19 protein-coding genes and 1 pseudogene are annotated in these 20,900 nt (G+C 73.9%); 15 read left to right on the forward strand and 5 right to left on the reverse strand.

Translation table 11 applies throughout. The annotated features are described in order from the left end of the window. Nucleotides 1-2: 2 nt before the first annotated feature. Nucleotides 3-1,265, reverse strand: coding sequence for a nucleotide sugar dehydrogenase (locus ACPFP2_RS02495; RefSeq protein ID WP_424085609.1), 1,263 nt, complete (start codon nt 1,263-1,265; stop codon nt 3-5). A 101-nt stretch (nt 1,266-1,366) separates the two neighbouring features. Next, complete coding sequence (locus ACPFP2_RS02500) at nt 1,367-2,749, reverse strand: serine/threonine-protein kinase (RefSeq protein ID WP_424085611.1); 1,383 nt, start codon at nt 2,747-2,749, stop codon at nt 1,367-1,369. Nucleotides 2,750-3,303: 554 nt separating this feature from the next. On the opposite strand from ACPFP2_RS02500, the gene ACPFP2_RS02505 reads away from it, so the two are divergent. The 10 genes from ACPFP2_RS02505 to ACPFP2_RS02550 all read left to right on the forward strand — a co-directional run bounded on the left by ACPFP2_RS02505 (nt 3,304) and on the right by ACPFP2_RS02550 (nt 11,164). Further along, a complete protein-coding gene (locus ACPFP2_RS02505) occupies nt 3,304-3,939 on the forward strand; it encodes an RNA polymerase sigma factor (RefSeq protein WP_424085613.1) in 636 nt (211 codons plus the stop codon). Between the two features lies 1 nt (nt 3,940). Continuing rightward, complete coding sequence (locus ACPFP2_RS02510) at nt 3,941-4,717, forward strand: hypothetical protein (protein WP_424085615.1); 777 nt, start codon at nt 3,941-3,943, stop codon at nt 4,715-4,717. A gap of 225 nt (nt 4,718-4,942) precedes the next feature. Further along, entirely contained in the window at nt 4,943-6,178 is a 1,236-nt protein-coding gene (gene egtA, locus ACPFP2_RS02515) for an ergothioneine biosynthesis glutamate--cysteine ligase EgtA (protein ID WP_424085702.1), read from the forward strand. Then, nucleotides 6,175-7,512, forward strand: a complete 1,338-nt coding sequence (gene egtB, locus ACPFP2_RS02520; RefSeq protein ID WP_424085617.1) for an ergothioneine biosynthesis protein EgtB — start codon at nt 6,175-6,177, stop codon at nt 7,510-7,512. The genes egtA and egtB overlap by 4 nt, the downstream gene beginning before the upstream one ends. A 16-nt stretch (nt 7,513-7,528) precedes the next feature. Further along, nucleotides 7,529-8,275 carry an ergothioneine biosynthesis protein EgtC gene (gene egtC / locus ACPFP2_RS02525; RefSeq protein WP_424085619.1) on the forward strand — a complete coding sequence of 249 codons (747 nt, stop codon included), beginning with the start codon at nt 7,529-7,531 and terminating at the stop codon, nt 8,273-8,275. A gap of 57 nt (nt 8,276-8,332) precedes the next feature. Beyond that, a complete protein-coding gene (egtD, locus tag ACPFP2_RS02530; protein WP_424085621.1) occupies nt 8,333-9,298 on the forward strand; it encodes an L-histidine N(alpha)-methyltransferase in 966 nt (321 codons plus the stop codon). A gap of 359 nt (nt 9,299-9,657) precedes the next feature. Continuing rightward, nucleotides 9,658-10,242, forward strand: coding sequence for a TMEM165/GDT1 family protein (locus ACPFP2_RS02535; RefSeq protein WP_424085624.1), 585 nt, complete (start codon nt 9,658-9,660; stop codon nt 10,240-10,242). A 39-nt stretch (nt 10,243-10,281) separates the two neighbouring features. Next, nucleotides 10,282-10,656, forward strand: a complete 375-nt coding sequence (locus tag ACPFP2_RS02540) for a DUF1622 domain-containing protein (protein ID WP_424085626.1) — start codon at nt 10,282-10,284, stop codon at nt 10,654-10,656. Further along, on the forward strand, nt 10,653-10,964 hold the full coding sequence (locus ACPFP2_RS02545; protein ID WP_424085628.1) for a hypothetical protein: 312 nt from the start codon (nt 10,653-10,655) through the stop codon (nt 10,962-10,964). The genes ACPFP2_RS02540 and ACPFP2_RS02545 overlap by 4 nt, the downstream gene beginning before the upstream one ends. Then, a complete protein-coding gene (locus tag ACPFP2_RS02550; RefSeq protein ID WP_088974728.1) occupies nt 10,961-11,164 on the forward strand; it encodes a hypothetical protein in 204 nt (67 codons plus the stop codon). Before ACPFP2_RS02545 ends, ACPFP2_RS02550 begins: the two co-directional genes overlap by 4 nt. Nucleotides 11,165-11,229: 65 nt before the next feature. Here the strand turns inward: ACPFP2_RS02550 and ACPFP2_RS02555 are convergent, their stop codons facing one another. After that, the gene (locus ACPFP2_RS02555; protein WP_424085630.1) at nt 11,230-13,083 is read right to left on the reverse strand and encodes a polysaccharide biosynthesis protein; all 1,854 of its coding nucleotides are present in this window, start codon (nt 13,081-13,083) and stop codon (nt 11,230-11,232) included. Nucleotides 13,084-13,261: 178 nt separating this feature from the next. On the opposite strand from ACPFP2_RS02555, the gene ACPFP2_RS02560 reads away from it, so the two are divergent. Beyond that, nucleotides 13,262-14,716, forward strand: coding sequence for a polysaccharide biosynthesis tyrosine autokinase (locus tag ACPFP2_RS02560; RefSeq protein WP_424085632.1), 1,455 nt, complete (start codon nt 13,262-13,264; stop codon nt 14,714-14,716). Here ACPFP2_RS02560 and ACPFP2_RS02565 read toward each other — a convergent pair. Then, nucleotides 14,697-15,251, reverse strand: a complete 555-nt coding sequence (locus tag ACPFP2_RS02565; RefSeq protein ID WP_424085634.1) for a low molecular weight phosphatase family protein — start codon at nt 15,249-15,251, stop codon at nt 14,697-14,699. The two genes, ACPFP2_RS02560 and ACPFP2_RS02565, sit on opposite strands and share 20 nt — an antisense overlap. Nucleotides 15,252-15,407: 156 nt before the next feature. Between ACPFP2_RS02565 and ACPFP2_RS02570 the strand changes: the two genes are divergently transcribed. The 3 genes from ACPFP2_RS02570 to ACPFP2_RS02580 all read left to right on the forward strand — a co-directional run bounded on the left by ACPFP2_RS02570 (nt 15,408) and on the right by ACPFP2_RS02580 (nt 19,195). Then, nucleotides 15,408-16,622 carry a glycosyltransferase family 4 protein gene (locus ACPFP2_RS02570; RefSeq protein ID WP_424085636.1) on the forward strand — a complete coding sequence of 405 codons (1,215 nt, stop codon included), beginning with the start codon at nt 15,408-15,410 and terminating at the stop codon, nt 16,620-16,622. Nucleotides 16,623-16,840: 218 nt separating this feature from the next. Further along, nucleotides 16,841-18,535, forward strand: coding sequence for a DUF4012 domain-containing protein (locus ACPFP2_RS02575; RefSeq protein ID WP_424085638.1), 1,695 nt, complete (start codon nt 16,841-16,843; stop codon nt 18,533-18,535). A 12-nt stretch (nt 18,536-18,547) separates the two neighbouring features. Next, nucleotides 18,548-19,195, forward strand: coding sequence for a hypothetical protein (locus ACPFP2_RS02580; RefSeq protein ID WP_424085640.1), 648 nt, complete (start codon nt 18,548-18,550; stop codon nt 19,193-19,195). A gap of 80 nt (nt 19,196-19,275) precedes the next feature. Here the strand turns inward: ACPFP2_RS02580 and ACPFP2_RS02585 are convergent, their stop codons facing one another. Continuing rightward, on the reverse strand, nt 19,276-20,097 hold the full coding sequence (locus ACPFP2_RS02585) for a GNAT family N-acetyltransferase (RefSeq protein WP_424085642.1): 822 nt from the start codon (nt 20,095-20,097) through the stop codon (nt 19,276-19,278). 471 nt (nt 20,098-20,568) lie between these two features. On the opposite strand from ACPFP2_RS02585, the pseudogene ACPFP2_RS02590 reads away from it, so the two are divergent. Beyond that, nucleotides 20,569-20,900: pseudogene (locus ACPFP2_RS02590) on the forward strand (hypothetical protein); the annotation flags it as partial.

Raw genomic sequence — 20,900 nt, forward strand, 5'->3', positions numbered from 1 at the left:
GGTCAGAGTCGCTCCACCACCGGCCCGCGGCACCGGTCGCGGCTGTCGAAGACGTACCGGGCGTGCCGGGAGACCAGGTCGTAGTCGAAGCAGTCGTGGTCGGTGACCACCACCACCGCGTCCGCCTCGGCGACCTCCCGCTCGGTCAGGTCGACCACCATCACCCCGGCCGGGAGCTGCTCCGGCTGGGCGTACGGCTCGACCGCGCGGACCTCGGCGCCGAGCGCCCGCAGGTGCCGCACGACGTCCACGGCGGGGGAGTCGCGCATGTCCCCGGTGTTCCTCTTGTACGCCAGGCCGAGCAGCAGCAGCCGGGCCCCGTTGATCGGGCGGCCCAGCCGGTTGAGCCCGGTCATGACCCGGTGGGCGACGTGCTCGGGCATCTGGTGGTTGACGTCGTCGGCCAGTTCGATGAACCGGAACCGCCGGCCCAGGGTGCGCTTGACCTGCCAGGACAGGTAGCAGGGGTCGATCGGCAGGCAGTGCCCGCCGACGCCGGGGCCGGGGCGGAACGACATGAACCCGAACGGCTTCGAGTCGGCGGCGTCGATCGCCTGCCACACGTCGATGCCGAGGTGGTGCGAGACCACCGCGAGCTCGTTGATCAGCGCGATGTTGACCTGGCGGAAGGTGTTCTCGATCAGCTTGGTCAGCTCGGCCACCCGGGTCGAGTCGACCGGGACGGTCCGCTCCACCAGTCGCCGGTAGAAGTCGTCCACCCGGTGCAGCGCCTGCGCGTCGACGCCGGAGACCACCTTCGGGGTGTTCTCCAGCCGCCAGGTGGGGTTGCCGGGGTCGATCCGCTCGGGGCTGTAGCCGAGGTGGAAGTCGCCGGGGCTGCGCAGGCCGCTCGCCGACTCCAGCAGCGGACGCAGCAGCTCCTCGGTGGTCCCCGGGTACGTGGTGGACTCCAGCACCACGGTGCAGCCGGGCCGGACGTACGGGCCGATGCTGCGTCCGGCGTGCTCCACGTAGCTGAGGTCCGGTGCGCCGTCGCGCAGCGGCGTGGGGACGGTGATGACGCAGACGTCGAAGTCCCGGGCGTCGGCGTAGTCGGTGCTCGGCCGGTACCGGCCGCCGGCCAACGCCCGCCCGAGCCGTTCGGCGGGGATGTCCTCGACGAACGACTCACCGGCGGCGAGCCGCTTGACCCGGTCGGCGTCGACGTCGAGACCGACCACGTCCATGCCCGTCTCGACGGCGCGCATGGCGAGCGGCAGTCCGACGTACCCCTGACCGATGACGACGAGTTTCTCAGTGCCCACGCTGGCTCCTGCGGCAGATGACATCCTTCTGCCGCAGCCTAAACGTGTTATGGGGTTGAAAGTCCGAATTGGCGTAGACGCGTGGACTGTTCGTGTTGTCCTCAGGCGCCGGCGGGCGGCGGATCCTCGATCGGCGGCGTCGTGGTGGTGGGCGGCGGGTCGGCCGGCTTGGTGGTGGTCGGCGGCGGGTCGGCCGGGGTGGTCGGCGGCGGGTCGGCCGGGGTGGTCGGCGCGGTGGCCGTCGGCGTCGGCTCGGCCGAGCCGCTCGGCACCGCCGACGGCGTCACGGTCACCGTGGCCGACGGGCTGCTGCTCGGGCCCCACGAGCGGTCCGGCCGGTCCGGCCGGTAGGTGTCGTCCTCCGCCGGGCTCGCCGGCAGTTCCACCGGGTCGCTCGGCACGGCACTCGGCGGAGTGCTCTTGATGTTGGTGGCGCCGTCGCCGGTCTCCTTGGCCGCGCCCAGCGCCGCGCCCAACGCGGTGAGCGCCACCAGCACCGCGGCCAGCGCGCCGACCAACGAGCCCCGCCGCCCCCGCCCGGGAGAGGTCTGCGTGACGGCCGCCGCGGGCAGCACCGGCATGTCGTCGCGGGTGGTGCTCGGACCGGCCGCGCCCCGCAGCACCGGAGCCACCAGCGCGGTCGCCGCTCCGCCCTGGTCGCCGAGCGTGGCCCGGGCGGCCGCGGCCATCTCCGCGCCGGTGGCGAAGCGGTCCGCCGGGTCCTTCGCCAGCGCGCGCGTCACCAAGCCGCGCACCGGCGCCGGGATGTCCTCCGGCAGCGCCGGCGGCTCGTCGTCCAGGTGCCGCACCGCCACCTGGAGAGGGTTGTCGCCGGTGAACGGCGGGCCGCCGGTGAGGCAGCAGTACGCCACCGCGCCGAGCGCGTAGATGTCGGTGGCAGCCGAGACGGGGCGGCCGGAGGCCTGCTCCGGCGCCATGTAGAGGGCCGTTCCGGGCACTGCGTTGGCGCTGGTGATGCTCGTCACATTGGTCGACCGGGCCACGCCGAAGTCGACCAGCACCACCGTGCCGTCCTCCTGCACCAGCAGGTTGCTCGGCTTGACGTCGCGGTGCACGATCCCGCCCGCGTGCGCGGCGTGCAGCGCCTGGGCGGCCTGCGCGACGATCGACATCGTCTCGTCGACGTCCAGGTGCCCGGCGGCCTCGATCCGTCGGGACAGCGGCTCACCCTCGACGAACTCCATGACCAGGTAGTCGGCCCGGCCGCCGTCGTCGAGCCGGTCCTCGCCGCAGTCGAAGACCTGCACGATGCCCGGGTGGCGCAGGGCGGCCATGATGCGGGCCTCGGCGCGGAAACGGGCGATGAAGTCGGGGTCGGAGACCAGTGCGGGCAGCAGCACCTTCACCGCGACCTGGCGGCCCAGGACGAGGTCCGTGGCACGCCAGACGTCGCCCATGCCGCCGGTGGCGACACGTTCGTCCAGGCGGTAGCGACCGCTGAGCACGACCTCCGATGACAACACCTCAATACCGTACCCAGAGGTCGCGAGAAGGACTCACGGTGATCTCCCGGTCGTCGCGCCCGGCCGGGCCGCCCCCGACCGCGTCGGGCGACGGGCGCGGACGGTGAGTGACGATGCTCGGACCGGGTGTCACAATGGCGGCGGCGCGCCCGCCGGGCCGGGGCGAACCGCCCGTCGCGGGACGCACCCGGCCGCGGCGACGTGCCGTGCGAGCGTCCCGGCCGTGCTTGTCGTTACGTCGGCTCGCCGTGCCGACCGGTAGAGATTTCTCACTCTTTCCGGATGCGGCGTCGACTTGTCCGTTCGACCGTCCGCTCCTAGCGTTAGCGCGACTCGGGCCAGCCCACGGTGCCGGCACGCTACGGCATCTCCGCCGACGGGCCGTATTGTCGCGGCGTGTGTCCAGACATGCCGCCCGGGCCGACCGGTCACGGGCGCGATCGGGTCGGCGGGGGGCTGATGGTGCGCGACGGGGTCCGGCTGCCGGGCCGGAGGTGCGACCACCGCACGTCCGCCAACCGAGGCGCGGGCCGGACGGCAGGGGCGGCGAACACATGACCGGTGAGCTCACCGAGGCCGTGGCCGCGGCGCAGTCCGGTGACGAGGACGCCTTCCGCTACCTCTACCGCAACCTCCAGCCCGGCCTCTTGCGGTACCTGACCGCCCTGGTCGGCGCCGACGCCGAGGACGTCGCGTCGGAGACCTGGCTGCAGATCTCCCGGGACCTGCCCAGCTTCACCGGAGGGGAGTTCCGCGCCTGGACGGTCACCATCGCCCGCAACCGGGCGATGGACCACCTGCGTCGGCAACGCCGTCGGCCCTCCCTGCCGGTGCCCGTGCAGGCGTTGAGCGAGCTGGCCGGGGACGCCGACACCGCGGAGCGGGCCGGTGAGACGATCGGCACCGAGTCGGCGCTCGCCCTGATCGCCACCCTGCCGCCACGGGAGGCGGAGGCGGTGCTGCTGCGGGCGGTGATCGGCCTGGACGCCGAGACCGCCGGCCGGGTGCTCGGCAAGCGGCCGGGCGCGGTCCGCACCGCCGCGCACCGCGGGCTGCGCCGCCTGGCCGCGATGCTGGAACGTCAGGACTCGCCGACGCCGGCCGGTGCCGAGGATCGCGCCGTCGCGCCCCGGCCCCGACGCGGCCGGCGGGCTCCCGACGCCTCCCGCACCGAGCCGGCGGACGGATGACGTGAGGGGAAACTGGATGGACTTCCGCCGCTCCGACGGCGCGGACCACCCCGCCGACCGGGCCGAGTCCGAGCGGCTGCTCGACGCGGCCCGCGCCGACGCGCCCGGGGACGCCGACCCGCTGACCCGCCTGCTCTCCGCCGCCGCCGGCCCGTCCCGCCCCGGCGAGCTGGCCGGGGAGGAGGCGGCGCTGGCCGCGTTCCGGGCCGCCCGCGCCGCCGGGCCCGCCACCGTCGTCCCGCCCCGCCGCCGACGGGGCCTGACCACGGGTGTCGTCGCCTGGATCGCCGGCGTCGCGGCCACCGCCACCGCCGGCGTCGCCTTCGCCGCCGTGACCATCGACCGTCCCACCGAGCCGGAGCGGGCTCCCCGGCCGCCGGCCCCGGCGCCGAGCTCCGCCGACGGCACGCCGGACCGCAGCGGCACGCCCACCGGCGGCGGCCCCACCGGCGCCCCGTCGGCCACGCCGGTCCCGGTCCCCTCCACCACCGCCGGCTCCGCGCGGCCCGGCGGCCCCGGAAACCCCGGCGGGCCGGCGGGCACCGCGGAACTGACCGGGCTGTGCCGCGCCTACCTGGCCAAGCCGGCGGCGCAGCGGGAGAAGACGCTGCGCACCCCGGCGTACGCCGACCTGGTCGACGCCGCCGGCGGGGCAGAGCGGGTCGACGCCTACTGCCGGGGCCTCGTGCCCGACCAGGCGCCGGCCGCCGCCTCCCCGGAGCCGGAGCCGTCCCGGGCCCGCCCGACGCCCGACGCGCGGCCCAGCCGCAACGGTTGACCGGACCCGGCCGGGAGGCGCCCTGCCGTCGCGCGGCCCCTTCCCGGCCGGGTCCGCGTACGCCGGGGACCTGGTTCGAAAAGACTTCACAGAAATTTCTTCCGGTCCGGTCAGCGCGATGCGTCTGCTAGACAGAAGATGGTGTGAGCCACGGGCACCTGGCCGGTGACGGTCGGTGCGCCGTGGTGGTAGGCCGTGGCCCAGCGTCGGGAGGGGGACCATCTCGTGGTGACGTCGCCGGAGCTGGACCGGACGACCGTGCTGCGGGAGGCGGGGTCCGCCGCGGCCCACCTTGCCCGGATCTGCTTCAAGACCGGCCCTCCGGTCTACACCGGCGTCGAACTGGAATGGACCGTGCACGACGCCGCCGACCCCGCTCGACCGGTGGACCGGGAGCGGCTGCGGGCGGCGCTGGGGCGGCACAGCCCCGTGACTCTGGACGACACCAGCCCCGCCCTTCCGCTCCGGCACGGCAGCAGCGTGACCGTGGAGCCCGGCGGGCAGGTGGAGGTGTCCACCGCGCCCCGGCCGTCGGTCGCCGCGCTGATCCTGGCCACCGAGGCCGACATCGCCGAGCTGGAAGCGCTGCTGGCGCCGGCCGGCCTGGTGCTCGGCCGCACCGGCATCGACCCGCACCGGGCACCCTCGCCGGTCGTCGAGACACCCCGCTACCGCGCCATGCGCCGCGTCTTCGACCGCCGGGGCCCGGCCGGCCGCACCATGATGTACAGCACCGCCGGCCTGCAGGTCTGCCTCGACGCGGGGGAACCGGCCGACGTGGCCCAGCGGTGGGCCACCGTGCACGCGGTCGGGCCGCCGCTGGTGGCCGCCTTCGCCACCGCCGACCGGCACGCCGGTCGCCCGACCGGCTGGGCCTCCGCACGGATGGCCGCCTGGCTGTCGATCGACCCGGCCCGCACCCGCCCGGTCTGGTCGCCGTACCGGCCCGACGAGGACCCGGTCGCGGCCTGGACCCGGTACGTCCTCGCCGCCCCGCTGCTCTGCCTGCGGCACGACGGCCCGGACTGGACACCACCTGCCGGGGTGACCTTCGCCGACTGGCTCGACGGGGCGCTGCCCCGACCGCCCACGACCGACGACCTGGAGTACCACGTCAGCACCCTCTTCCCGCCGGTCCGGCCGCGCGGCTACCTGGAGGTGCGCTACCTGGACGCCCAGCCCGGCGCGGGATGGACGGTTCCGCTGACCGTGCTGACCGCCCTGCTGGCCCGCGACGACACCGCCCGCGCGGCTCGGGAGATCGCCGTGCCGGTGGCCGACCGTTGGCACAGCGCCGCCCGGCACGGCCTGGCCGACCCGTCGCTGGCGCGGGCCGCCGCCGCCCTGCTCGACCTGGCGGTGGAGGCACTGTCCGGGCTGGACCTGCCGGCAGAGACCCACGCGGAGACGACTCGAGGGATCCGGCGGCGACGCGCCGCCGCGGAGAGGGGGCACCGGTGACCACGACCGAGGAGCCGGGCACGGAGACGGAACGGCTGCGCAGCCGCATCGCGGCGGAGCTGGAGCGCACCCGCGCCCGCACCGCCCTGCTCACCGAGGCGGTCGACGACGACGACCTGATGCGCCAGCACTCACCGCTGATGTCCCCGCTGGTCTGGGACCTGGCCCACGTGGGCAACCAGGAGGAGCTGTGGCTGGTGCGCGACGTCGGGGGGCGCGACCCCGTCCGGCGGGACATCGACGACCTGTACGACGCGTTCAAGCAGCCCCGTAAGGACCGGCCGGCGCTGCCGCTGCTGCCCCCGGCCGAGGCGCGCGCCTACGTGACGACGGTGCGCGACAAGGTGCACGACCTGCTGGACGGGATCCGCTTCACCGACCGGCCGCTGGTCGCCGACGGGTTCGCCTTCGGCATGATCGTGCAGCACGAGCAGCAGCACGACGAGACGATGCTCGCCACCCACCAGCTGCGCTCCGGGCCGGCGGTGCTGGACGCGCCCGCGCCGCCCGAGCCGCGGGCCAGCGTCGGCGGCGAGGTGCTGGTGCCGGCCGGCCCGTTCACCATGGGCACCTCCACCGACCCGTGGGCGCTGGACAACGAGCGTCCCGCGCACACCGTCGAGCTGCCCGCGTACGTCATCGACGCCGCCCCGGTCACCAACGGCCGCTACCGCGAGTTCATCGCCGACGGTGGGTACGACGACCCCCGCTGGTGGAGCGAGGCCGGCTGGCGCCACCGGCGGGAGGCCGGGCTGACCGCGCCCCTGCACTGGCGGCGCGACGGCGACGGCTGGGCGTACCGGCGCTTCGGCCGGTGGTCGCCGGTCCGCGACGACGAGCCGGTGGTGCACGTCTGCTGGTACGAGGCGGAGGCCTTCGCCACCTGGGCGGGCCGGCGGTTGCCCACCGAGGCCGAATGGGAGAAGGCGGCCCGCTGGGACCCGGCCACCGGTCGCTCCCGCCGGTACCCGTGGGGCGACGAGGACCCGACCGGCGACCACGCCAACCTGGGGCAGCGCCACCTGCGGCCGGCCCCGGTGGGGGCGTACCCGGCCGGCGCCTCCCCGCTCGGGGTGCACCAGTTGATCGGCGACGTGTGGGAGTGGACCTCCACCACCTTCCGCGGCCACCCCGGCTTCACCGCCTTCCCCTACCGGGAGTACTCCGAGGTGTTCTTCGGCGACGACCACCGGGTGCTGCGCGGCGGCTCGTTCGGCACCGACCGGGCGGCCTGCCGGGGCACCTTCCGCAACTGGGACTACCCGATCCGGCGGCAGATCTTCAGCGGCTTCCGCTGCGCCCGAGACGCGCGCGACGAGGAGGCGCACGGGTGACGGGGCGTACCCGCTGATGTGTCGACATCTGGCCTACCTGGGGCCGCCGGTCAGCCTGCGCTCGCTGCTGTTCGACCCGCCGTACTCGCTGGTGCGGCAGTCGTGGGCGCCGCGGGACATGCGCGGCGGCGGGACGGTCAACGCGGACGGGTTCGGCGTCGGCTGGTACCCCGGCGACGGCGACCCGGTGCGGTACCGGCGGGCCCAGCCGATCTGGGGCGACGTCACGTTGCCGGGACTGGCGGAGGTCACCACGGCCGGCGCGGTGCTGGCCGCCGTGCGCTCCGCCACGGTCGGCATGCCGGTGCAGGAGTCCGCGGCGGCGCCCTTCGCCGAGGGGCGCTGGCTGTTCAGCCACAACGGGGTGGTCCGCGGCTGGCCGGACTCGGTGGTGTCGCTCGCCGCCGCCCTGCCGGTGCGTGACCTGCTGACCCTGGACGCCCCGACCGACTCCGCCCTGCTCTGGGCGTTGCTCCGGCACCGGCTGCGCTCCGGGGTGGACCCGGCCGAGGCGGTCGCCGCCACCGTCGCCGAGGTCGAGAAGGCCGCCCCCGGGTCGCGGCTGAACCTGCTGCTCACCGACGGGCGGACGGTGGTGGCCAGCGCGGCCGGGCACGCCCTGTCGGTACGCGCCACGCCGGAGGCGGTGCTGCTGGCCTCGGAGCCGCACGACGACGAACCGGGCTGGCGGCCGGTGCCGACCGGGCAGCTGGTGGTGGCGACCTCGACCTCGGTGCGTACGCGTGCCCTGGCAGGTGCGTGACACCGCAGGAGTTTCGCAGGTGGAGACAGGGACATCGCCCAACGGAAGGGACATCTCATGAGCGCGGAGCCACTGGAGATCTACCTCGAGGAGCAGGACCTCGGCCGCAGCCTGCGCGAGGACGTACGCGTCGGGCTGACCGCCGAGCCCAAGTGGCTGCCACCGAAGTGGTTCTACGACGCCCGGGGCAGCGAGCTGTTCGAGGAGATCACCCGGCTGCCGGAGTACTACCCGACCCGGGCCGAGCGTGCGGTGCTGGCCGAGCGGGCCGGCGACATCGCCGAGCTGACCGGCGCAAAGACCCTGATCGAGCTGGGCTCGGGGTCGTCGGAGAAGACCCGGCTGCTGCTGGACGCCTTCGTCCGCCGGGGCGGGCTGGGCACCTTCGTGCCGCTGGACGTGTCGGTGAGCGCGTTGCGCCAGTCCACCGAGCAGATCGCACAGGACTACCCTGGCCTGCGGGTACGCGGCATCGTCGGCGACTTCACCCGCCAGCTGGACCGGCTCCCGACCGGCGGGCGGCGGCTGGTGGTCTTCCTCGGCGGCACCATCGGCAACCTGATGCCGGCCGAGCGGGCCGGCTTCCTGCGCGCCATGCGCGACGCCCTGGAGGCGGGGGACTGGCTGCTCATCGGCACCGACCTGGTCAAGGACCCGGGTGTGGTGGTGCCCGCGTACGACGATGCCGCCGGGGTGACCGCCGAGTTCAACCGCAACGTGCTGCGGGTGGTCAACCGGGAGCTGGGCGCGGACTTCGAGCCCGAGGCGTTCAGCCACGTGGCGCGCTGGGACGCCGAGCGGGAGTGGATCGAGATGCGGCTGCGCGCGCAGCGCCCGATGCGGGTCCGGGTGCTCGACCTGGACGTCGCCTTCGCCGCCGGCGAGGAGCTGCGGACGGAGATCTCGGCGAAGTTCCGCCCGGAGGGGATCGCGGCCGAGCTGGCGGCGGCCGGCTTCACCGGGGAGCGGTTCTGGACCGACCCGGACGGCCTCTTCGGCGTCACCCTCGCCCGCGCCGACTGACCCGGCGCCCACCCACCCGGCCCGCCGGGCCACCGGGACGTGCGCGTCGGGCAACCGGCGCGGATCCGCGGGTCGAGCCCGGCGGGCGGAGGATCGGCGGGGACGGGCCGGCGGGCCCGGCGTCCGGCGGGACGGGCGGGTGACGCTGGTTACCCGCGCCGGGTGCGGGCGGGTGGGGTGGGCTAGGGTCAGGGCGCGAAGGGGAGTAGCCCCCAATGTCGTGGTCGACACACTGGTGCGTTCCGCATCCGGCCACGCGGCCCCGCTGAGGCGGGGCGGGCGAGACCTTCGACTCAGGCTGTTGCAGCCGGGTCGAGGGCGCCCCTGTACCTCCTCCCGGCACGATCGGGAAGGTTCTCATGGACGGATTTCTTGCCGCGCTGGTGATCAGCTTCGGCGTCATCTTCGTCGCCGAGCTGGGGGACAAGTCCCAGCTGATGGCCCTCACCTTCGCCACCCGCTTCAAGCCGGTCCCGGTGCTGATCGGCATCACCGTCGCCACCGCGATCGTGCACCTGGCCTCGGTGGCGATCGGCGCGGGCCTCAACGCGGCCCTGCCCACCGGCTGGATCACGCTGATCGCCGGTGTGGCGTTCCTCGGCTTCGGCGCCTGGACCCTGCGGGGCGACCGGCTCACCGAGGAGGAGAAGCGCAAGGCGGAGAAGGGCGGCAAGTCGGCCGTCCTGGCGGTCGGTGTGGCGTTCTTCCTCGCCGAGCTGGGCGACAAGACCATGCTCGCCACCATCACGCTGGCCACCAAGTACGGCTGGTTCGGCACCTGGCTGGGCTCCACGCTGGGCATGGTGGCCGCGGACGCCCTCGCGATCCTGGTCGGCCGGATGCTGGGGCGGCACCTGCCGGAGCGGACCATCCGGTACGGCGCGGCGGTGCTCTTCGCCATCTGCGGTCTCTGGCTGATCCTCGAGGCGGTGGGTCAGCTCTAGGCGTCGACTAGCCGTGCCGGAGGCGGGTAACGCCTCCGGGTGAGTCTCGAGGAGATCCTCCGCGTCGGCGACCAGATCGCGGTCGTCGTGGTCGAGATCGCCGGGGCGGTGGTGATCTTCGTCGGTGCCCTCTGGGCGGCGCTGCGGTTCGTGGTCGAAGGGCTGCGACACCGCAGCGCCGCCGTCTTCACCCCGATCCGGCTGTCGTTGGGCCGCTTCCTCACTCTCGGGCTGGAGTTCCAGCTCGCCGCGGACATCCTGCGGACCGCCGTGTCGCCGACCTTCGACCAGATCGGCCAGCTGGCCGCCATCGCCACCATCCGGACCGCGTTGAACTTCTTCCTGCGCCGCGAGATCGCCCAGGAGCAGCAGCAGGTCGGCGAGGCCCGCGCGGAAGCCGGGTCGGGGCGGTGAGGCAGCACCTCGCCACCACGGTGACCGGGCTGGCGCTGTGCTGCGGCGCGCTCGTGCTGGTCACCGCCCGCTCCTGGCGTACCGCGTTGCGGGTGCTGCTGGACCTGCTCGTCGCCGCCGGTCTGCTCCGGCTCACCGTCGGGCAGGGCTGGAGCGCTCTGGCCAGCGCCGGGGCGGTGATCCTGCTGCGCCAGCTGCTCTGGGCAGGGCTGGCCGGCCCGACGCCGACTACCGCCACCGCCGCGCGGGTAAGACGATCGGTGACCGGCCGGAGCAAAAGCGAACATAGCGGGAGGATGACCCCATGAGCAGGCATGACGAGCCCAACGAGTACGGCTTCGCCGGTGGCGCCACCGCTCCCGAGCCCCCGCCCGGCGGCCGGGTGGACGAGCAGGACCGCGCCGAGGAGGTGGCGGTGCCGGGCGACGACCTGACCGAGCCGTTCGCCGACGCGTTGCAGGAGACCGAGGAGCACGAGGGGGAGCGGACGCCCGGGCGGCGCCGCTGAGCGGTCCCTCCGACGCGGGTGGCGGCGGCTCCGCTCGGAGCCGCCGCCACCGGTGGTCGTACGGTTCAGCGGGGTGAGGGCAGCATCGACACCCGGGTCGGCAGGTCCTCGCAGTACGCCGCCATCCGCTTGATCAGCTCGTCGGCGTCGGCGTACGGGTCGAGGAGGTGCAGCTCCTCGGGGGCGAGCGCGGGCACCCGCACGTGCGAGATGAGCGGGTGCAGTGGCCGGCTGTCGATCTCGTCGGCGCCGAAGAGGTCCTCGTGCAGCTTCTCGCCGGGGCGCAGGCCGGTGAAGACGATCTCGGTCGGGGTGGGCGCCTCGGCGGCGAGCCGGCGGGCCACGTCGGCGATCCGTACCGGCTCGCCCATGTCGAGCACCAGCGCCTCGCCGCCGCGTCCGATGACGGCCGCCTGGAGCACCAGGTGGACGGCCTCCTGCACGGTCATGAAGTAGCGGGTGACGTCCGGGTCCGTGACGGTGATCGGCAGGCCCGCCTCGACCTGCGCCTGGAACGCGGTGAGCACCGAGCCGCGGCTGCTGAGCACGTTGCCGAAGCGGACGCTGAGGAACCGGCCGTCGCCCTGGGTGGCGTAGTGGGCGGTCAGCCGCTCGGTGATCCGCTTCGAGTAGCCGAGCACGCTGGTCGGGTTGGCCGCCTTGTCGGTCGAGATGTTGACGAACTCGCTCACGCCCCGGCAGGCCTCCAGGACGTTCAGCGTGCCGCGCACGTTGGTCTTGATCGCCTCGCCGGGATGGCGTTGCAGCAGCGTCAGGTGCTTCAGGGCGGCGGCGTGGAACACCACGTCGGGCTGGCGCTCGGCGATGATCCGGGCGATGCCGTCGGCGTCGCGGATATCGGCGAGCACCAGTTCCGGCCCGTCCAGCAACGCCCGGCCGTGCAGCGACATCTGCAGGGCGTGCAGGGCCGACTCGTCCCGGTCGAGCATCATCAGCTCGCCCGGTTCGCAGCGGGCGATCTGCCGGCACAGCTCCGAGCCGATGGAGCCGCCCGCCCCGGTGACCAGGACCCGTCGCCCGGCCAGCCCGTTGCGTTCGAAGGCCAGCTCCGCCACCCGTTGCGCCCGGCCGAGCAGGTCGGTGATCTGCAGGTCGCGTACGTCGGTGACGGCGACCGGACGGTCCAGCAACTCGCGTACCGGTGGCAGCACCTTGAAGGCGGCGCCCGCCTGGAGGGTGCGACCGCGCACGTCGCGCATCAGTTCGGTGTCCGAGCCGTTGATCGAGAAGATCACGGTGGTGGCCCGGGTACGGCGCACCGCCTGCTCGATCTGCTCGCGACCGCCCAGCACGCGCAGCCCCTCCAGGCGCAGGCCCTGCTTGTCGGGGTCGTCGTCGAGCAGGCCGACCGGAAGGTAGCGGCTCTGCGGGTCGCCGGTGAGCACCCGCACCAGGCGCTCGCTGGCGGCGTCGACACCGTAGATCAGCGCCCGGTCCGACGAGCGTGTCGGACGGTCGTCGCGGTCGCGCCGCCATCGGTAGCCGGCCCGGCCGGCCGCCATCAACAGCAGCGCGACGGCGCCGCCGGTGACCGGGACACTGGCCGGCAGCGGCCGGTCCGGCATGGTCGCCAGGGCGGTGAGCACGACGGCCGCGGCGAGGATCGCGGTGCCGGCCAGGTCGCGGGCCTCACCCGCGCTGCCGACCGGGTGCCGGCCCCGGGCCGTGGAGCGCACCTGTTCGATGCTCGCGTGGACGATCGCGCACACCAGCGCGGCCCCGAGCGCCAGCACGCACTGGCGCGGGGTCAGGTCGAACTCGTACCGCGCCCAGGTGGCGACCAGGAATCCCCCGCACCACGCCGCCGTGTCGAGCGTTAGCAGAGAGAGGGCCTTGGTGCGCCGGGTGACCCAGTCGCGGTGCGGAGGGCTGTCGGCTCGGGAAGCTGCAGGATCCATCGGTGTCCTCTGCGATTGTTTCAGTGTTGCGGTGATTGAGGGTCTTTGAGGAGTTATATCCTCTACATTCACTTCATCACTGTCTTGAACCGTTTAGATCCTGACACGTCGTTAGTGCCATCAAGGGGGATTTCGTGCAGTTTCACGGGCCAATTGTCCTGGCGGAAGGGGAGGCGTGATGGAGGTCCGCACCTATCTGCGCCTGATCCGCCGGCACTGGTGGATCGTCCTGGTCACGTTGATGGTCGCGATCGGATCGGCCGCGTTGATCACGGTCCGCACCCCGCCCCGGTACGTGGCGTCGGTGACCTTCTTCGTCACCACCCCGAGTCAGGGCGTGACGGACGCCTACCAGGGCAGCCTCTTCCTCCAGCAGCGGGTGAAGTCGTACGCCGATCTGCTGCGCAGTGACCGGCTGGCGCAGAGCGTGGTGGCGGAGTCGCCGCTCGGGCTGACCGCCGACGACCTGCAACGGCGGGTCGCCACCTCGACCGAGTCGGGCACCGTGCTGCTCAAGGCCACCGTCACCGACACCGACCAGGCGCGGGCGATGAAGCTCACCGAGACGCTCGCGGCCAAGTTCGTCGAGCTGGTGCAGAAGGTCGAGACACCACCCGAGGGCCGCTCCGCGCCCATCAAGATCGAGGTGGTCAGCGGTCCCCGGGTCAGTTCCAGCCCGGTGTCGCCGCAGCCGACCCGCAACCTGCTCCTGGGTGGGCTGATCGGGCTGATCCTGGGCGCCGGCCTGGCCGTCCTGCGCGGCCTGGTGGACGTCCGGCTGCGCGACGCCGCGGGCCTGCAGCGGGTCACCGGCAGCCCGCTGCTGGGGGAGATCCCCTTCGAGGCCGGCGCCAAGGGTGCCCCGCTCATCGTGGGCGAGGCGGCCACCTCGGCCCGCGCCGAGGCGGTCCGCAAGCTGCGGACCAACCTGCGCTTCGTCGACGTGAACGAGCCGGCCCGGGTCATCGCGGTGACCAGCGCGCTGCAGGGCGAGGGGAAGACGACGCTCTCCTGCAACCTGGCCATCGCGCTGGCCGAGGCGGGCTGGCGGGTGCTGCTGGTCGACGCGGACCTGCGCCGGCCGAAGGTCGCCGACTACCTCGGCCTCGACGGCGGCGTCGGGCTCACCGACGTGCTGCTCGGGGACGTGCAGGTCGGCGACGTGGTGCAGCGGTGGGGCGACAAGTCGCTGCTGGTGTTGCCGAGTGGCTCGACCCCGCCGAACCCGAGCGAGCTGCTCGGCTCGAAGGCGATGGCCGACCTGCTGCTGGCGTTGCGCGAGTCGGCCGACATCGTGGTCATCGACACCGCGCCGCTGCTGGCGGTGACCGACGGCGTGGTGGTGGCCGTGCAGTCCGACGGCGCGCTGCTCGTCACCCAGCAGGGGCGGACGTCGCGGACCCAGGTCGCGGCCGCGGCCCGGTCGCTGCACTCGGTCTCGGTCCGCCTGCTCGGCTGCGTGCTGAACATGACCAAGGTCGCCAAGGCGGACGCGTACCAGTACGAGGCCTACCGGATCGCCACCAAGCCCTCGGTCCCGGCGGACCGCGCCTCGGCGGCGCACCGCGCCGGATCGGCCGGGGCCAACCGGGTGACGGACCGGACACAGGAACTCACCCGGCTGTCCCGATGAGTGCCACGACCGGTCTCATCGACCGCTCGATCTCCTCGGCACACCGCCGGAAGTCCTCCGGCGTGCCGCCGAGGGGGTCACGCAGATCGTCCGCGCCGGGGGCGGCGGGTTGCAGCCGCCCCCGCGCGCGGGCGGCGGCCCGCACCGCCATGCCCAGCGGGCCCTCCGCCGGCTCCGCCGAGGGTTCGGCCGCGGCGGCCAGCCGTCCGAACTGGCGCAGGGTGAAGGTCCGGTGCAGGGCGGCGGGCACCAGCGCCGTGCACCTCGACCGCTGGCTGCGGGTGGCGGTGAGGACCAGGGCGGCGCCGGTCAGGTGCTCGGGACGTAGCTCGCGCGAGACGAACCCGGCCGGATCGGCACCGGCCCCCGCGACGACCTGCGCGGCGTACGGGTGCATCGACCGGCCGTCGAGCGCGTGGGTGCCGGCGCTGGTGACGGGTACCGAGGAGTCCCCGAGCAGCTGCCGGACGATGTACTCGGCCATCGGCGAGCGGCACATGTTGGCGTGGCACACGATGAGCAACCCGTCGACCACTTCGGTCCCTCTCCTGGGTGGGGTCGCGGGAGGGGGCGCCGCGACGGCGGTCCGCCGGCCGTGGCGGCCGGGTGTGGAGGGGTTGCCGGCATCCTATGCGCCGCCGCGGCGGCGGCCGGGTGCCGCGCCGGTCCCCGTGTCGTCGAGGGGGAGCCGGTGAGGATCGGCATCCTGTCGTACCACTTCCCGCCGGAGCCGGCGTTCATCCCCGGCAGCCTGGCCGAGGAGCTGGCCGCCCGCGGTCATCAGGTGCGCGTGCTGACCGGCTTCCCGGACTACCCCGGCGGGCACGTCTACCCGGGCTGGCGGCAGCGCTGGCGGCACGTGACCCGCAGCGAGCGGCTCACCGTGCGCCGGGTGCCGCGCTACGCCGGCGGTGACGCCTCGGCCCGGGCCCGGATGGCCGGCTACCTGTCGTTCGCGGGCAGTGTCGCCCTGGTCGGGCGGCGCTACCTGGCCGACGTGGACGTGCTCTACGTCTTCCAGCTGCCCGCCACCGCCTTCGCCGCCGCCGGGCTGCTGCGGATGCTCGGCCAGGTGCCCACGGTGCTGCACGTGCAGGACCTGTGGGCCGAGGAGGACCCGGGCCCGGAACTGGCGCACCGTCCGGGGCGGCTGCTCACCACGATGCGTCGGGTGCACCGGGAGGCCGACGCGGTGGCCGTCGCCGCGCCGTCCATGCGCGATCTGGTGCTGGCCGACGGTGTGCAGCCCGACCGGGTACGGGTGGTGCTCAACTGGACCGACGAGCGGATCTTCCAGCCGGTCCGGCCCGGCCGGGCGGCACAGGGGCTGGTCCGCCGTGACGGCCGGTGCGTGGTCATGCACGCCGGCACCATCGGGGTACGGCAGGGCCTGGAGACCGCGGTCCGCGCGGCCGTGGCGCTCGACGACCGGATGGACCTGGTGCTGGTGGGATCCGGTGCCCAGGAGCGGCGGGTGCGGGGGCTCGCCGCCGAGTTGCGGGCGCGCAACGTCCGATTCGTGGAGCGCCGCTCACCGCTGGACATGCCGGAGCTGTACGCGGCGGCCGACTACCAGTTGATCATGCTTCGTGACCGGCCGGAGCTGCGGGGGACGGTCCCGGCCAAGCTCCAGGCCGCGCTCGCGTGCGCCCGGCCGGTGGTGGCCTCCGCCGGTGGGGACACCGTCGAACTCGTCGAGCGGGCCCGCGCCGGGCTCTCCTGCCCGCCCGAGGACTGGGCGACGCTGGCCGACCGGTTCTGGCTGGCCTCCACCATCCCGGCCGCCGCCCGGATGGAGATGGGCCGGCGTGGGCGGGACGCGTACCTGCGGGAGATGTCACTGCGGGCCGGGGTGGACCGGATCGAGGAGTTGCTCCGCGAGGTGGCCGTCGGCCGCCGCCGGTGATCACCCGAAAGATCCTCAAGAACCGGATTTGCCCTACAAAAACACTGATATTCGTACGTCAGTGTCGCGGTTCATGCTAGAAAAATGACGAATCATCATTTCTGTCCGATTCTGCGCTGGAGAGTGGTGTGTCGGGAAGCAGGGGGTCTCGTCGCGGCCGGAGATGGCTGCGGCGACGGACGCGGGCCCGAATTCGCCGCGTCCTGCTCGTCGGCCTCGTGGTCGGCTCGCTGCTGCTGGCGGGCGCCGGGTGGGTCGGCTTCCGTGGGTGGCAGGCCCGGGCCAACCTGCTCAACGCCGCGGGCCTGGCCCGTGAGCTCAGCGCGCAGATCGTCGCCGGGGACACCGCGCGGGCCCAGCGGACCCTGGCCGCCTTGCAGGAGCAGAGCGGCGCTGCCCGTTCGGCGACCGGCGGGCCGGCCTGGTGGCTGGCGGGGAACACGCCGTACGCCGGTGACGACCTGACCGCTGTCCGCCGGATCGCGGTCGCCGTCGACGACCTGGCCCGGGAGGCGTTTCCGCCGCTCGTGCGGACCGACGTGTCCGCGCTGGTGCCCAGGGAGGGGCGGCTCGACCTGGGCACGCTGCGCTCCGTCGCGCAGCGGCTGACCCGGGTCGACGCCACCGTACGCGACAGCAGCGCCAGCCTGCGCACGGTGCCGACCAGTGGGCTGCTGCCGGAGGTCCGGGACGCGCTGGACGGACTCCAGGCCGAGATCGACAAGCTGGCCGGGCTGCTCGCCGGGGTCACCAAGGGCTCCCAGTTGCTGCCCGCGCTGCTCGGCGCCGACGGGGCCCGCACCTATCTGCTCGTCTCGCAGAACCTGTCGGAACTGCGGGCCACCGGCGGGATGTTCGGCGCGTACGCCGTCGTGCGCGCCCGCGACGGCCGGCTGGATCTGGTGAAGCAGGGGACCGCCACCGACCTGCAACGGTTCACTCCGCCCCTCGCGCTCGACGCGGAGACCCGAGGGCTCTACACCGACCTGCCCGGCATGTATCCGGCCGACGTCAACCTGACGCCGCACTTCCCGACCGCGGCGAAGCTCTATCGCGAGATGGTCCGGCGGCGTACCGGCGTCGTGGCCGACGGGGTCCTCGCGGTGGACCCGGTGGCCCTGTCGTACCTGCTGTCGGCGGTGGGTCCGGTCACCGTGCCCGGCTATCCCGCCCTGTCGGCGACGACCGTGGTGCAGACCCTGCTGGCGGACAGCTACCTGAAGATGGACCTCGACACGCAGGACGACTTCTACGCCGCCTCGGCGGCGGCGGTGTTCAACTCGCTGCTCGGCCGCGATGTCAACCCAAGAGGGATTCTGTCCGCATTTGACCGTTCGATTACCGAACGCCGGATATTGTTCTGGAGTGCCCGGCCGGAGGAACAGCGGATGCTCGCGGAGAACCGGCTCAGCGGCATCCTGCCCGAGAAGGAGAAGGTGCCGACCGTCGGTGTCTTCCTCAACGACGGCAGCGGCGCGAAGCTCGGCTACTACCTGCGCCCGTCGGCGAGCGTCACGGTCGGCGACTGCCAGGACGAGGGCCGGCGGCAGCTGCGGCTGCGCTTCACCCTGCACTCGTCACTGCCCGGCTCCGGCCTGCCCAAGGCGGTGCTCGGCATGGGCAAGTCGGGCGACCCGTACACCGCCCGCACCCTGGTGACGGTGTACAGCCCGGCCGGTGGCGCGGTGATCGGCGCCCGCCTCGACGGGGTCGAGGCCCACCTGGGCAGCGGCACCGACCGGCGTCGCCAGGTCGCCATCGCCAACGTCGAGGTGCGCCCCGGCGCCACCCGGACCCTCGACGTCGACCTGCTCACCGGCAGGAACACCGACGGCACGCCGGAACTCTGGCTCACCCCGACCGCCACCCCATGGACCACCCAAGTAGTTCCCGCACCAAGCTGCAACCAGTAGGAGGAGAGCAACATGCGGCTATCCCGCATCATCATGGCGCTCACGGTCGGCCTCGCCGTCGTGGCAGTGCCGACCGCGGCGGGGGCAGCCCAGCCCCAGCCGCAGCCCCCGGCTAATGGGCAGCCGCCACCGGACTACGTGCCGACGCCGGCGTTGCTGACCGTGAGCCCGACCACGATCGTCATCGGTGACACCGCGGTGCTCCGGGGCCGGAACTTCGGACCCAACGAGATCGTGGACATCACCGTCTCGGTGGCGCCCCTCGCCGCCTCGGTCCCGGGTCAGGCTCCCGCGCGTCGCAGCGACGGCAGCGCCGTGGCGATGACGACGGTGGCGTACCCGCACCCCGCTCCGCGGCACTTCACCGCGCGGACCGACGCGCTGGGCCGCTTCACCGTGAAGTACCGGCCGTCGGACGTGGGTCGGCTCACCTTCACCGCCGTGGGCCGGGAGTCCGACCGGACGGCCAGCGCGACCCTCACCGTGCTGCCCAAGAAGCGCCCGCCCCACCGCCCGCCGCACCACCTGCCCGTCACCGGTGACAGCATCGGCACGCCGATGAAGGTCGGTGGTGGCCTGGTCGGCGCCGGCATGGTCCTCATGCTGGGCAGCGTCCTGTGGCGGCGGCGCAACCGCTTCGGCGCGGGGTCGGCGAGCTGATCCGAACCCGGGCAGTGCCCGGGACAGTGGTGAGGGCGCCCGTCGGTCCAACCGGCGGGCGCCCGCACGTGCCGTCGGTGTCAGTCCACCGGCGACCGTGCCACCTCGTCGGCGGGGCCGGCCCCGGCCTGACCGGCGAGTGGCAGCGGCACCGTGAGCACCCGGCTCACCGGCCGGAATCCGACGTCGTCGTACATCCGGCGGGCCGGGTTGCCGTCGCCGACGGAGAGCCCCAGGCGGGGCAGGCCGGCTGCCCGGGTGCCGCGCAGGGCGTGCCCGAGCAGCGCCCGTCCCAGTCCCCGGCCCTGCGCCGCCGGCGCCACCGCGAGGTTGAGGATCCAGCCGCAGGTGTCCTCGGTCCACGGCACCGGCCCGGCACAGAGCACATGACCGGCGCTGCGCCCGTCGGGCCCGACCACCCGGGCCGAGGCAGCCAGAAGCGGCGGCACCGGGTCACCCCGGTCGAACATGGCCCGGATCTGCGCGGTGTCGCCCGGCTGCCACGGACCGTCCGGATGCTCCGGCCCGTACGCCGCCGGCAGCCCCTCGGCCAGGTCGTCGTCCCAGCCCGCCGGGGCCAGCGACCACCCGGCGGGCAGGGCGAGCGGCTCCGGTACGACGGACAGGTCGTGCCGCATGTCCGTCGCGGCCCGGCGCAGGGTGAGCCCGTCGGCGACCAGGGCGTGCGCGAGATCGTCGTGGGGCGTCTCCAGGCGTGCGCCGGCCAGGTCGCGGCGCGCCTGTGCGGCCACCGTGGTGACGTCGACCCCGGACAGCGGGGTCACCTCGGCGGCGACCCGTTCCCCGTCGTCGTCGTGCAGGCGCAGGCGAGCGAGGGCGGTGCCGTCGTCGGCACGGAGCAGGTGACGCGTCGGCGCGTCCAGGTCGACCTCCAGTGGCATCCCGGCACGGTAGTGCCCCCGTCCCGCCCGCTGCCAACCCGTTCCCGCCGCCCCGTCGATCGTCATGTTTCGGATGATTCGGAGCTCGTGCGTTGCCATGGGGCCGATGTCTGAATCGCGCGTTACTGGGGGTGTACCGGCTGGTGTGCGGGGGCTGTCCGGTCCGGGGTCGGGGTGCCGTGGCCGGTGTCACCGTGCCGGCGGAATGGTGGCCGGGCCGGGGTCGTTACACCCTCTGTACGACCGCAGCAGCACCCCCGGCTGCCAGCCCGCGAGCCTGATCGGCGCGGGGATCGGGTGGGCCGGAATGCCGGCCGGCCGGTCGTCGTTACACATGGTCCCGGCGCCGCGAACCCGGTTCGCCCGTGCCTGCCGGGCCGATCGACTTCTTGAGCGCCTGTTCGAGGTGCCCGCACGCGATGTCGTCCCCCACGACGCGTGTGTGTCGACCCCCGTGAAGGAGCTTGTCCGATGAACACCATCATGCGGAAGAGCGTTCTCGGTATCGCTGGTCTCGCCGTCGCCGGTGGCCTCGCCGCCGGCCCGCTGAACCACGACACCACCGCCCCGGTCGAGGGCACCCCCGTCGCCGTGGCCGTGCAGGCCGACAAGCCGACCGTCGACAAGACCAAGCTGATCCCGCACGGCGTGCAGGGCCAGCAGTCGCGTATCGACCTGACCGACGAGCAGGTCGCCAACACCAAGGCGATCATCGCCGCCACCAAGAAGGCCGGCATGGACGAGCGGGCCGCCGTGGTGTCCATCGCGACGGCGCTGCAGGAGTCGAAGCTGGAGAACCTGGG

The sequence above is a fragment of the Micromonospora citrea genome (assembly GCF_049629545.1).
Classification (GTDB): domain Bacteria; phylum Actinomycetota; class Actinomycetes; order Mycobacteriales; family Micromonosporaceae; genus Micromonospora; species Micromonospora citrea_A.